13 protein-coding genes are annotated in these 12,443 nt (G+C 69.6%); 10 read left to right on the top strand and 3 right to left on the bottom strand.

What is annotated here, in order from left to right; all coding sequences use genetic code 11:
• Positions 1-40 precede the first annotated feature (40 nt).
• Positions 41-2,572 carry an ATP-dependent Clp protease ATP-binding subunit gene (locus tag CJ226_RS12320; protein ID WP_025105479.1) on the bottom strand — a complete coding sequence of 844 codons (2,532 nt, stop codon included), beginning with the start codon at positions 2,570-2,572 and terminating at the stop codon, positions 41-43.
• A 173-nt stretch (positions 2,573-2,745) separates the two neighbouring features.
• Here CJ226_RS12320 and CJ226_RS12325 point away from each other — a divergent pair, with 173 nt between their 5' ends.
• From CJ226_RS12325 to CJ226_RS12345, 5 genes are all read left to right on the top strand, one after another.
• Positions 2,746-3,354, top strand: a complete 609-nt coding sequence (locus CJ226_RS12325; RefSeq protein ID WP_102209347.1) for a hypothetical protein — start codon at positions 2,746-2,748, stop codon at positions 3,352-3,354.
• Entirely contained in the window at positions 3,354-4,106 is a 753-nt protein-coding gene (locus tag CJ226_RS12330; RefSeq protein ID WP_102209348.1) for a hypothetical protein, read from the top strand. Before CJ226_RS12325 ends, CJ226_RS12330 begins: the two co-directional genes overlap by 1 nt.
• Positions 4,103-4,339: a helix-turn-helix transcriptional regulator gene (locus CJ226_RS12335; protein WP_025105475.1), complete on the top strand. Its 237-nt coding sequence runs from the start codon at positions 4,103-4,105 to the stop codon at positions 4,337-4,339. Before CJ226_RS12330 ends, CJ226_RS12335 begins: the two co-directional genes overlap by 4 nt.
• Before the next feature lie 162 nt (positions 4,340-4,501).
• Positions 4,502-4,843, top strand: coding sequence for a hypothetical protein (locus CJ226_RS12340; RefSeq protein WP_025105474.1), 342 nt, complete (start codon positions 4,502-4,504; stop codon positions 4,841-4,843).
• Between the two features lie 143 nt (positions 4,844-4,986).
• Entirely contained in the window at positions 4,987-6,408 is a 1,422-nt protein-coding gene (locus CJ226_RS12345) for a dicarboxylate/amino acid:cation symporter (RefSeq protein WP_180964593.1), read from the top strand.
• 172 nt (positions 6,409-6,580) lie between these two features.
• Here CJ226_RS12345 and CJ226_RS12350 read toward each other — a convergent pair whose 3' ends face one another.
• Together CJ226_RS12350 and CJ226_RS12355 are read right to left on the bottom strand one after the other, a co-directional pair.
• Positions 6,581-8,311, bottom strand: a complete 1,731-nt coding sequence (locus CJ226_RS12350) for a sodium:proton antiporter (RefSeq protein ID WP_102209349.1) — start codon at positions 8,309-8,311, stop codon at positions 6,581-6,583.
• Positions 8,312-8,356: 45 nt separating this feature from the next.
• A complete protein-coding gene (locus tag CJ226_RS12355; RefSeq protein ID WP_025105471.1) occupies positions 8,357-8,665 on the bottom strand; it encodes a MerR family transcriptional regulator in 309 nt (102 codons plus the stop codon).
• Between the two features lie 129 nt (positions 8,666-8,794).
• Here CJ226_RS12355 and CJ226_RS12360 point away from each other — a divergent pair, with 129 nt between their 5' ends.
• The 5 genes from CJ226_RS12360 (at position 8,795) to CJ226_RS12380 (ending at position 12,353) form a co-directional block, all read left to right on the top strand.
• A complete protein-coding gene (locus CJ226_RS12360; RefSeq protein WP_025105470.1) occupies positions 8,795-9,217 on the top strand; it encodes an Hsp20/alpha crystallin family protein in 423 nt (140 codons plus the stop codon).
• 66 nt (positions 9,218-9,283) lie between these two features.
• Positions 9,284-9,511, top strand: coding sequence for a DUF2795 domain-containing protein (locus tag CJ226_RS12365; RefSeq protein WP_025105469.1), 228 nt, complete (start codon positions 9,284-9,286; stop codon positions 9,509-9,511).
• 36 nt (positions 9,512-9,547) lie between these two features.
• Positions 9,548-10,585: an LLM class flavin-dependent oxidoreductase gene (locus tag CJ226_RS12370; RefSeq protein WP_102209350.1), complete on the top strand. Its 1,038-nt coding sequence runs from the start codon at positions 9,548-9,550 to the stop codon at positions 10,583-10,585.
• 525 nt (positions 10,586-11,110) lie between these two features.
• Positions 11,111-12,046: an endonuclease domain-containing protein gene (locus tag CJ226_RS12375; RefSeq protein ID WP_102209351.1), complete on the top strand. Its 936-nt coding sequence runs from the start codon at positions 11,111-11,113 to the stop codon at positions 12,044-12,046.
• A gap of 100 nt (positions 12,047-12,146) precedes the next feature.
• Complete coding sequence (locus tag CJ226_RS12380; RefSeq protein ID WP_025105466.1) at positions 12,147-12,353, top strand: hypothetical protein; 207 nt, start codon at positions 12,147-12,149, stop codon at positions 12,351-12,353.
• The last annotated feature ends 90 nt before the right edge of the window (positions 12,354-12,443 follow it).

A 12,443-nucleotide genomic window follows, 5' to 3' on the forward strand; every position in this document is an offset into this window, starting at 1 on the left:
ACGCTGTCGCATCCGCCCCTTCGGGTGATCGTGTCGAGGATCAGTCGTTGCCGGTGATCGCCAGGTCGGGCGTGCCGGAGATCGCGCCGCCGCCGGTGTTGACGCCGACCGCGACCTTCTCCCCGCGCGGGCCGTGCTCGAACAGGAACTCCCCGTCCTTCGCATCGACCTTCACGTGGTCGCCCGAGTCGAGCTCGCCGTGCAGGATCTTCTCCGACAGACGGTCCTCGATCTCGTGCTGCATCGCGCGACGCAGCGGACGGGCACCCAGGGCCGGGTCGAAGCCGATCTCGATCAGGCGCTCCTTGGCGGACTGCGACAGCTCGATCGTCATGTCGCGGTCGAGCAGACGCTCGCCGAGGCGCTTCGTGAACAGGTCCACGATCTGCACCAGCTCGTCCTTGCTCAGCTGCGGGAAGACGATGATGTCGTCGACGCGGTTGAGGAACTCGGGCTTGAAGTGCCGCTTGAGCTCCTCGTTGACCTTGCCCTTCATCCGCTCGTAGCTCGTGGCGTTGTTGCCCTCGATCTGGAAGCCGACGGGGCCGCCGGCGATGTCGCGCGCACCGAGGTTCGTGGTCATGATGATGACCGTGTTCTTGAAGTCCACGATCCGACCCTGACCGTCGGTGAGGCGACCCTCTTCCAGGATCTGCAGCAGCGAGTTGAAGATGTCCGGGTGCGCCTTCTCGATCTCGTCGAAGAGGACCACGCTGAACGGCTTGCGCCGCACCTTCTCGGTGAGCTGGCCACCCTCTTCGAAGCCGACGAACCCGGGAGGGGCACCGAACAGCCGCGAGACGGTGTGCTTCTCGCCGAACTCGCTCATGTCGAGCGAGATGAGCGCGGCCTCGTCGTCGAAGAGGAACTCCGCGAGCGCCTTGGCGAGCTCGGTCTTTCCGACGCCCGTGGGGCCGGCGAAGATGAACGAGCCCGAGGGACGCTTCGGGTCCTTGAGGCCGGCACGCTGACGACGGATGGTCTTGGAGAGCGCCGCGATGGCCTCCTCCTGACCGATGACGCGCTGGTGCAACGCCTTCTCCATGAAGACGAGTCGGCTGGACTCCTCCTCCGTCAGCTTGAACACGGGGATGCCGGTCGCCTGGGCGAGCACCTCGGCGATCAGGCCCTCGTCGACGACCGCCTGGGTCGCGACGTCGCCCGCACGCCACTGCTTCTCGAGACGCAGCCGCTCGGCGAGGAGGCTCTTCTCCTCATCGCGCAGGGAGGCGGCCTTCTCGAAGTCCTGCTCCTCGGAGGCGATCTCCTTCTGCTCGCGCACGGCGGCGATCTTCTCGTCGAACTCGCGCAGCTCGGGCGGGCTGGACAGGATCGACAGACGCAGGCGCGCGCCGGCCTCGTCGATCAGGTCGATGGCCTTGTCCGGGAGGAAGCGGTCGGAGACGTAGCGGTCGGCGAGGTTCGCCGCGGCCACGATCGCGCCGTCGGTGATCTGCACCTTGTGGTGCGCCTCGTACCGGTCGCGCAGACCCTTGAGGATGTTGATCGCGTGCGGCAGCGTCGGCTCGTTCACCTGCACCGGCTGGAAGCGGCGCTCGAGCGCGGCGTCCTTCTCGAAGTGCTTGCGGTACTCGTCGAGCGTGGTGGCACCGATGGTCTGGAGCTCACCGCGGGCGAGCAGCGGCTTGAGGATGCTGGCCGCGTCGATCGCGCCCTCGGCGGCACCCGCACCCACGAGGGTGTGGATCTCGTCGATGAAGACGATGATGTCGCCGCGCGTGCGGATCTCCTTGGTGACCTTCTTCAGACGCTCCTCGAAGTCGCCGCGGTAGCGGGAACCGGCGATGAGCGAGCCGAGGTCGAGCGAGTAGAGCTGCTTGTCCTTCAGCGTCTCGGGCACATCGCCCTTGACGATCGCCTGGGCGAGACCCTCGACGACGGCGGTCTTGCCGACGCCGGGCTCGCCGATCAGGACGGGGTTGTTCTTGGAACGGCGGGAGAGGATCTGCATGACCCGCTCCGCCTCCTTCTCGCGCCCGATCACCGGGTCGAGCTTGTTGTCGCGCGCGGCCTGCGTGAGGTTGCGACCGAACTGGTCGAGCACCTGCGAGCCGCCCTGCGCACCCGACGGGGTGTCGTTGGACTGCGCGCCGACGGACGCGGGCTCGCGGCCCGGGGCGCCGGAGAGCAGCTGGATGACCTGCTGCCGCACCTTGTTGAGGTCGGCGCCCAGCTTGACGAGCACCTGAGCGGCCACGCCCTCACCCTCGCGGATGAGGCCGAGGAGGATGTGCTCGGTGCCGATGTAGTTGTGACCGAGCTGCAGGGCCTCGCGGAGGCTCAGCTCGAGCACCTTCTTGGCGCGCGGCGTGAACGGGATGTGCCCGGTCGGCTGCTGCTGACCCTGGCCGATGATGTCCTGCACCTGCTCGCGCACGGCGTCGAGGGAGATGCCGAGCGACTCCAGCGCCTTGGCTGCGACGCCCTCGCCCTCGTGGATGAGGCCGAGCAGGATGTGCTCGGTGCCGATGTAGTTGTGGTTGAGCATCTTCGCCTCTTCTTGGGCGAGGACGACCACTCGACGGGCTCGGTCCGTGAATCTCTCGAACATGTTGACTCCTTATTCGCACGGGGCGAAGACGCATGAAGCGCTTGTACATCGAGAGTAACGACCAGAAATGGCGGGTATGCCCGTGTTCGCCGTGGGCATAGCGAGGCCTTGACGGGTTTATCGACAGTCGTTATGTTAACGAAAGTCGATAACACCGGGTGGGAGGAGCCGACGTGCAGAACAAGGAACGGGCGCTGTCGACGGGGGACCGCGTGGCGCTGGCGCTGTTCATCCTGGCGGGCGCTTTCATCGCGATCACCTCCGTCAGCATGGCCACGGTGCGGATCGTGGAGCTCACGTCAGGGGCGACGATCCCCGTCAGCGTGGAGTTCATCGATGCGCCCGCGATCGCGACCGCAGGCGACGAGAGCCTACCCGTCCTCATCGATACCGGGGTGGTCACGGTGACCGGTCTCCCCACGACCGGAGTCGTGCCCGGCGTGCTCGGCCAGATCGCGTTCGCGGTCACCGCGGCCGGACTCGTCGCCGCTCTGATCACCCTGAGCCTGCGCATCCTGCGCGGGACCGTCTTCAATCGCACGAACACCAGACTGGTGATGGGGGCGGCCATCCTGGCCCTCGTGGGGGCCGCCGCCGCCCGCTTCTTCGACAACATGCTCGCCGGCGCCGCCATGGCCCATGTGACCGAGGGGTCGTTCGACACCGCGGTGCTCACCGTCGAGCCGTTCCCCTATCTCCTCGGGGCCTTCGCCGCCGCCATCGTGGGAACGGTCTTCGTCGTCGGGGACCGCCTGCAGCGCGACACGGAGGGACTGGTCTGATGATCTCGTTCGGCTCGGAGGCCGTCTGGCCGTCTCTGCTCAACATCGGGATCGCACTCGCGGTCTGTGCGGCCGTCGTCGCCCTCGTCGTCTGGAACAGCCGCCGCCGTGGCAGCCGCACGGTCGCCCTCGACGCGGCGCTCACGCTGTCCGGATGGTGGATCACGCTCTCCGTACTGGGCGCGGTGGTCATCGTCGTCAAAGCGTTCGCCGTGGACTGGGCGGAGCTGCACGGTGCGACGACGGTCTTCCTCGACTGGCCCTCGAGCCTCCCGTGCTCGGAGTACGGCGACAGCACGACGACGATGCTCAGCTGCGGCGGCACGGAGCTCTCGGACTTCACGGTGGGCCACGCGTCGCTCGGGCTGCGCCTCCTCGCCGCGGCCGCACAGCTCAGCACGCTCGCCCTCACGACGATCCCCGCGGTGGTCCTCGCGCTCATCTGCTTCCACACGCTTCGCGGCCGCGCGTTCTCCCGCACCGTGACCCGCGCCCTCGTCGGGGGTGCGATCGCGTTCGGGGTGCTGGGCGTGCTCTCCGATCTCCTGAGCGGCATCGCCGCCACCACCGGACTGCGGGAGGCCCTGCCCGCGGACAGCACCTGGTATCCGCAGACCTACTGGCTCACCGTCACCCCGCTGCCGTTCGCCGCGGCGCTCGGCCTCCTCGCCCTCGCCGCGGTGTTCCGTCAGGGCATGCGCGTGGAGCAGGAACGGGCCGCCCTGGAGCGCGAGACGGAGGGGCTGGTGTGAGCCCGGCGGAGAGCGACGACGAGTTCACGGGCATCCACTGCCGTCTCGATGAGCTGCTGGCGGCCCGCGGGATGACGCTGACGGAGCTGAGCGCCGCCGTCGGCGTCAGCATCGTGAACCTGTCGGTGCTGAAGAACGACCGCGCCCGCGCGATCCGCTATTCCACGCTGCGGGCCATCTGTGACGCGCTCGACTGCGAGGTCGGCGACCTCCTCGTCCTCGCCGATCGCTGACCCCTGTCGACCCACCCCCTTCCGCGCACCCCGGCCCCTTGCGGACGCACGCAGGGGGCCGAGACGCACGAAGAGGGGTGGGTCGGCGGGAGGGCGAGCACGGTCACGCTCTGGATTGCAAGCCCCTTCTATGAGTCGGCTGTGAGTGGATAGCGTCGTCGCATGATCAGCACCCGCATCCCCTCGCGTCGCGGCCTCCGCCTCCTGGCGATCGTCCCGGCCGCTGCCCTCGCCTTCTCCCTCGCCGCCTGCGCCGGAGAGAGCCGCCCCTCGGTCGACGAGGTCGCCGACGGCATCCAGAAGGTCTTCGAGGGCACCCCGCAGGAGGAGGCCATGACCGACGACGCCGCCACCTGCCTGGCCGAAGCCCTGGTCGACTCCGACCTCAGCGACGAGACGCTCGGCTACATCGCCGACGGCGAGGACAAGCAGCGGGACGAGGCCGACAAGGCCCTCACGACCCAGATCATCCAAGACAACCTGCAGGACTGCGTCACGCCCTGACGGCGGCACGCAGCGAAGGATGACGGTCTCGGGAGGGCGGCCGTCATCCTTCGTCATATCCGCCCAGGGAATTCTCAGGCTCTCCTAGCGTTGAGCCTCATGGCGTGCACCCGGCGCGCCGCGATTCTGGAGTCCCCACCTCAATGAGCACCACCGCACGCGCCCAGAAGGCGCCAGACACCCGCGGGCCGGTCCGGAAGCTGCTGACCTCGTTCGGCTTCCAGATCATCGCCGCCCTCGTCCTCGGCATCGCCGCCGGTCTGATCGGCCGTCAGCTCGGCGCCACGGCCGAGAACCCGACCGCCCTGTCGGCGACCCTCGACACGATCGGCAGCTCGTACGTCACGCTGCTCCGCGCGGCTGTCGTCCCGCTGATCTTCACCGCGATCGTCGCGAGCATCTCGAACCTCCGTCGCGTGCAGAACGCCGCCCGCCTCGCCGGGCAGACGATCCTCTGGTTCGCGATCACCGCCTTCATCGCGGTCATCATCGGCATCGTCCTCGGCCTCGTGATCCAGCCGGGCAGCCGCGCCGGCGAGGGCCTGGAGCCGGGCGAGCCGTACACGGTCGGCACCTGGTGGAACTTCCTCCTCGGCCTCATCCCGCAGAACTTCCTCGGCCTGACCGTCAGCACCTCCCCCGGAGCGACCGAGGGCGCGTTCACCTCGAGCGTCGGCTTCAACATCCTCCAGGTGATCGTGGTCGCGGCCGTCGTCGGCATCGCGGCGCTCAAGGCCGGCAAGAAAGCGGAGCCGTTCCTCATCTTCACCGAGTCGCTGCTCAAGGTCATCCAGCGGGTGCTGTGGTGGATCATCCGCATCGCCCCGCTCGGCACGTTCGGCCTCATCGGCTCCGCCGTCATCAAGTACGGCTGGGAGAAGCTGGCGTCGCTCGGCTGGTTCGCGGCCGCGGTCTACATCGGCCTCGCGCTCGTGCTGTTCGTCGTGTACCCCATCCTGGTGCGCACGCACGGCCTCTCCATCAAGCAGTACTTCTCGGGTGTGTGGCCGGCGGTGCAGCTCGCCTTCGTGAGCCGCTCCTCCATCGGCACGCTCCCGCTCACGGAGCGCGTGACCGAGCGCAACCTCGGTGTGCCCCGCTCCTACGCCTCGTTCGCCGTGCCGCTGGGCGCGACGACGAAGATGGACGGCTGCGCCGCGATCTACCCGGCCATCGCCGCGATCTTCGTCGCGCAGTTCTTCGGCATCGAGCTGAACTTCGTGCAGTACCTGCTGATCGTGATCGTCTCGGTCGTCGGTTCCGCCGCCACCGCCGGCACCACGGGCGCGGTCGTCATGCTCACGCTGACGCTGTCCACCCTGGGTCTGCCGCTCGAGGGCGTCGGCCTGCTGCTCGCGATCGACCCGATCCTCGACATGGGCCGCACGGCCGTGAACGTCGCCGGTCAGGCGCTCGTCCCCGCGATCGTCGCGAAGCGCGAGGGCATCCTCGACGAGGAGCTCTACAACGCGCCGCGCGAGGGCCTGCCCTTCGCTGACGACTCCGGCGACGACGCCCCCGAGGCCGACGCCGCCTCCGCCCCGGAGCCCGCCGGCGCCCGCTGACCCGGTCTCTCGACGAGCGCCCCACCTCCTTCATCCAGGAGGTGGGGCGCTCTTTTTGTCTCCCTTCCCCGCTTCCCCGCCGACACACCCCTTTGCGTGCGCCCCGGCCCTTTACGCACGGGCCGAAAGGGGTGGGTCGACCGGAAGGGGGTGGGTCGGCGGGAAGGAGGAGTCAGTTGCGGCTCAGGGGGCGGGTCGCGCCGCGGGTGTCGAGCGCCAGCTCCTCGGCGTCCATGGCGGCCAGCAGCTCCCGCATGACCTCCTCGTCGAGCTCGCCGGCGTCCCGCTCCGCGACGAGGATCTCCCGCCGCACCTGCAGCCATCCCTTGGTCAGCGCGACGAGGTCGTCATAGGAGGGGCGGGCGACGGTGTCCTCGACCTGCTGTGCGTCGTCGGTGTCCTTCTCCACCCGGGTCATGCGCTTGGTGAAGGCATCGAACATGCCGAGGTCGACCTCGCCGTGCTTCTGCTCCCACTCCCGGCGCTTCTCGGCGAGGTACGCCTTGCCGGCCTCGCGGCTCTTGGCCTTGACCGTCTCCAGCGCCGCGACGTCCTCCTCGTGCTCCTCGTCCCCGGCGATCTCGAGCCGCCGGATGAGCAGCGGCAGCGTGAGGCCCTGCAGCAGGAGCGTGCCCACCGTGACGATGAAGGCGACGACGACGATGGCGTGCGCGGCCTCGGTGTCGAGCCCGGCCAGATCGGCGGCGGCCACTGCGATCGCCAGGGTCACCACGCCACGCATACCCGCCCAGGAGATGACGGCATTGTCCTTCCACGTGAGCCGCAGGCCCGCCATGCGCTCCCGCACGATCTGCGTCCGCAACTCATCCGTGCTCCGATCGCGCCACCGCCGGGACCGCCGTCGCCGTTCGTCGAACTCCCCGGATGCGATGCCGCGATCCATGCGGGCGAGCCGGCGGCGGTCCTGGAAGTTCGACCACGCGCTGATCGGATAGATGTACAGCGGCCGGACGACGAGCACCACGAGCAGCACGGCGCCGGAGAGCAGGAGGATGTGCCCCACCGACTCGCTGCCGAGATCGCTGAGCACCCGCGGGAACTGGAGGCCGATGTAGGCGAACACGAAGCTCTCCAGCAGCAGGTCGGCCGAGAGCCACAGCGGCGCCTCCTGCTGCCGGGTCGTGTAGTCGGTGCGCGGGGCGTTGAAGCCGACGAACAGCCCCATGGCCACGACCGCGAGGACGCCGGAGCCGAGCAGGTGCTCCGCGATGTTGTACGCGCCGAACGGGGCGAGCAGACCGAAGGTGCCGATCACCACCGGGTCGCCGATGCGCATGCGGAGCTGATGCAGGACGATCCCGAAGACGAGCCCGATGCCCACCCCCACGCCGACCGCGAGGAGGAACTGCCCGATGCCTTCGCCGATCGACACGGTCGCCCCGGCGAGGATGGCGGCGAACACCCGGTAGAGCGTGAGCGAGGTCGCGTCGTTGATGAGGCTCTCCCCGGACAGTACCGTCATGATGCGGCGAGGTAGACCGAGACGACGGCCGATCGCCGCCGCCGACACCGCGTCCGGCGGGGCGACGATGGCACCCAGCAGCAACGCGCCGGGCAGCGTGAGCGACGGCAGGATCCACCAGGCCACGAGCCCCACGGCGAACGCGGTGAGCAGCACCAGCCAGATCCCGAGACGGCGAATCTGCGGCAGGCTGCGCTTGAACCCGACGAACGACACGTCGAGGGCGGCGGAATACAGCAGCGGCGGCAGGACGAGCCCGAGCAGCAGGTGCCCGTCGATCTCCAGCTCCGGCACGAACGGCAGGAACGAGGCGGCGAGCGCGACGACGGTCACGAGCAGCGGGGCCGGCCACCCCCGCGATCGCGCGACGGCCGCCACGGCGACAGCTCCGACGAGGACGTAGAAGATCCCGGCTTCCATGCGGAAAGCGTAGCGGCGTCGTCGGCGCCCCCTGTCCGCCGGGCGTCAGTCGCGGGCGGAGCGCTCGCGTTCCGGCGCCTCCGCGTCGAGAGCCTCCCGGAGGCCCGCGTTCTCATCCTGCAGGTCGAGGACCCGCGCGATCCCGGCGATGTTGATGCCGTCGCCACGGAGCTCGGCCGCGCGACGCAGGCGGGTGATGTCATCGTCGCTGTACCGGCGCGTGCCGCCGTCGCTCCGGGCAGGCGCGAGGAGGCCCTTGCTCTCGAAGAGCCGGATCGTCGCCTCGGGCAGGTCGACGAGCTGCGCGGCCACGGCGATGCCGTAGAGCGGGGTGCGCGAGTCGCGTGCGGTCATGAATGTCCTCGTCTCCGGATCGGGGTTGCGAAGATTCCTGCGTGTGTTCTATAACAAATCTATACCTCAGGTGCAGATAATCTGCACACCACCTCAGCCCTTGCAGGGCCGCACGAAAGGAGACACCTCATGGCACTGACCTTCGATCCCTTCAGCCAGCTCGACCGCTTCGCCGCGAGCGTCCTAGACTCCGTGCGCGCGCCCCGGTCGATGCCGGTGGACCTGTACCGCGACGGGGACCGCTACATCCTCCACGCCGACCTCCCCGGCGCCGACCCCGGCTCCATCGACGTCGACCTCGACGGCGGGCAGCTCACGATCCGCGCACAGCGCACGGCCGACACCCGCGAGGGCGTGCGCTGGCTCGCCCGCGAGCGCGGCGCCGGATCGTTCCTGCGCCAGTTCTCGCTCGGCGACGGAGTGGACCTCGACAACATCAGCGCCTCGTACGAGAGCGGTGTCCTGTCGGTCGTGATCCCCGTCAGCGAACGGGCGAAGCCGCGCAAGATCGTCGTCGAATCCGGCGAACAGCGCCAGGCGATCGACGCCTGATCACCCGGGGGCGGTGCTGCGGCACCGCCCCACCCCTCTCCTCCTCTTCTCACGGAAGGACGAACCATGGCACTCTCCCCGACCCTCGACCGCTTCCTCGCCGAGATGGAGTACCCCGCGACCCGCGACGACCTCCTGCGCGAAGCCGCGCGGGAGGGACTGCCGAACCACGACCGTGCGGCGCTGCACGACCTGCCGGAACAGAGCTTCAGCGCCGCCTGGCTCATCCGCTATCGCCTCGCCAGGAACGCGCTCGCCGACGCGCTCACCCCCGCCTCGCGCCTCGCCGCGTAGGGAATGCCGGAGCGGCCGCCGAGGTTGCATCCGGAGATGAACGACGTCGCCCTCTCCGTCCTCGACCTCGTGCCGGTCCGCTCCGGCCAGACCAGTGCCGAGGCCATCACCGCCTCCCTCTCCCTCGCCGCGACCGCCGACCGGCTCGGCTATCGCCGGTACTGGTTCGCCGAGCACCACAACATGCCCGCGGTCGCGTCGACCACGCCGCCGGTCCTCATCGCGGCCGCCGCCACGCGCACCTCGCGCATCCGCCTCGGCTCCGGCGGCGTGATGCTGCCGAACCATGCGCCCCTGATCGTCGCCGAGCAGTTCGCCGCCCTCGAGGCCATCGCCCCCGGCCGCATCGACCTGGGCCTCGGCCGCGCGCCCGGCAGCGACCCCGTGATCACCCAGCTCCTCCGCGGGTCAGGGACCACCAGCGACGTGGAGCAGTTCCCCCGCCACGTGCAGGACATCGCGGCGCTCTTCACCGCCGACGGTGCCACGGTGCGCTTCACCTCCGGCGGGGAGTACACCGTGCGGGCGACCCCCGCCGCGACCGGGGTGCCCGAGGTGTGGCTGCTGGGGTCGAGCGACTACTCCGCGCAGCTCGCCGCCTCGCTCGGCCTGCCGTACGTGTTCGCGAACCACTTCTCCGGACAGGGCCTGGAACGCGCCCTCGACCTCTACCGCACGAACTACCGTCCGAGCGAGGAGCACCCGGAGCCGCGGACCTTCCTCACCGTGAACGCCGTCGCCGCCCCGACCGCAGAGGAGGCCGAGGCCCGTGCCCTGCCGCAGCTGCGGATGATGGCGCGACTCCGACTCAACCAGCCGCTCGTCGCGCTCGAGACCGTCGAGCAGGCCCTCGCCGCGGAGCACGACGCCGCGACCGATCAGGTGGTCGAGGCCGCGCGGTCGCGGTGGTTCGTCGGCACCGGGGAGTCGGTCGCCGCCGAGGTGCGCTCCTTCGCGTCGGCCTACGGGGTGGACGAGGTCATGCTCTCCCCTGTCGCCGGGGCCTATGACGCGGAGCCGAAGGACTCGGCCGCCGGGCGCGCTCAGACGCTGGAGCTCGTCGCGGGGGCGTGAGTCGCACGCGGGGGCGTCCGTCGCGGGCGTTCCGTCGCGGGATCGATAACGCTCCCCCACGCGGCCCGGGCGGCACGTTTCTGATCCCGCGTCCGGTTGCTCCCGCGTCCGGTTGCATCCGCGCTGCGGGATCGATAGTGCTCCCCTGCGCGCTTCTCGCGGCGCCTTTCTGATCCCGCGTCCGGTCGGTCACTTGGTGCGGGATCGATAACGCTCCCTTGCGCGCTTCCCGCGGCACCTTTCTGATCCCGCGCGCCTGCCGTCGTCGTCACACCACTCCGTGCGAGCGGGAAACGGGGTCCGGCAGGTCCCGCAACGCGCTCTTTCGCTCCGTCCGGGAGCCTCTCGCTGTCTCGGCACGCGGGACGGGAAACGTGCCTTCGACCATCGTTGAAGGGACACTTCTGATCCGGCGCGAGGAAGAGACCTCCGCCACAATCGCGGGTCGACTCGAATTGTCCACAGGAGCTGGGCGGAGGATGACCGGCCGTCCGGACGGCGACCCTGCACGGACAGCATGGACGCATGCGACACCGGATCCCTCTCCCCCCAGACCTCGGCCCTCATTTCGCCGTCCGTGACGCCGCCGCCATCGGGGTCGGGCGGAAGAGATACTCCAGCCGAGACCTCGCGCGGCCGTTCGCCGGAGTGCGGTCGACGAACGAGCCCGCCACGTTCGACGATCGCGTCGCCGCGTACCTTCCGCGCCTCCGTGATGGCCAGGCATTCGCCGGACGCACAGCCCTCCGGCTGTGGGGGATTCCCGCGCCCGTCCGATGGTCGCCCGATGAGCCCCTCGACGTCGCCGTGCACACCGGGACCTCACCGCCAAGGACGGTCGGTGTCCGAGGGCGCCGCATCGCCCCGGGGCGCGCAGACACATGGCACATCCACGGGGTTCCGACGGTCGATCCGGTCAGCGCGCTGTTCCTCTGCGCGCGGGAGTTCGTGTTCACGCCGATCGTCGTGGCGCTCGATGCGCTGGTCACATCGTCCGACGTCTATCCGGGGCTGCGGATGGGCCGGCCGGTCGCGACCATCGAGAGCATCGATCGACAGCTGACGCGATGGGGGCGGTTCCCCGGGTGCGGTCGCATACGCGATGGGCTGGCTTTCGCACGACCGGGCGTCGAGTCGCCGAAGGAGACCGAGACCCGGCTGCTCCTCACGAGCTTCGCCCTCCCGGAGCTCGCGATCCAGCACACCGTCTCCGTGGACGGACGCTTCCTCGCCCGGGTCGACCTCGCCTACCCCGAATACCGCATCGCCATCGAGTACGAAGGCGATGGCCATCGGACGGACCGTGATCAATGGCGGATCGACATCCGGCGTCAGCGCGACCTCGAAGATCACGGATGGCTCGTGATCCGCGTCACCGAGCTCGATCTGCGCGACGGTGGCGCCGCCCTCGCCGCCCGTGTGCGTCGCGCACTCACGGTTCGCCACGGCATCCGGGGATGAGGCGTACTAACGGATGGGCGTTCGGTCCCGTCCCCGATGAGGGGGCTGGCCCCGGCTGTCACGGAGGCGTAGCCTCGGCGGCAGAGAGAGGGGTTCGACGATGAGCACCAAGACACTCGCACTCTGGGTCGCGTACGGGACGAACGGTGTGGTGGGGAGCATCCGCCACGACGAGAACGGCTACGTGGTGACCATGGCGGGAGCGGACGCGGCGGCCGGGACCTATCCCAGCCTCGCCTCCGCGAAGGGCGCGCTACACGCCCGTATGCTGCCTGGCAGCGCCTGGCCGCGGTTCCAGGAGCACTGACCCGCTCCTCGTCGTGCGGGATCGAAACAGCACCTCCCGAGCCGGTACGAGGTGCGATTCTGATCCCGCGACCAGCGGGTGGGGATCGGG

Source organism: Microbacterium sp. UMB0228 (assembly GCF_002871415.1).
Lineage (GTDB): Bacteria > Actinomycetota > Actinomycetes > Actinomycetales > Microbacteriaceae > Microbacterium.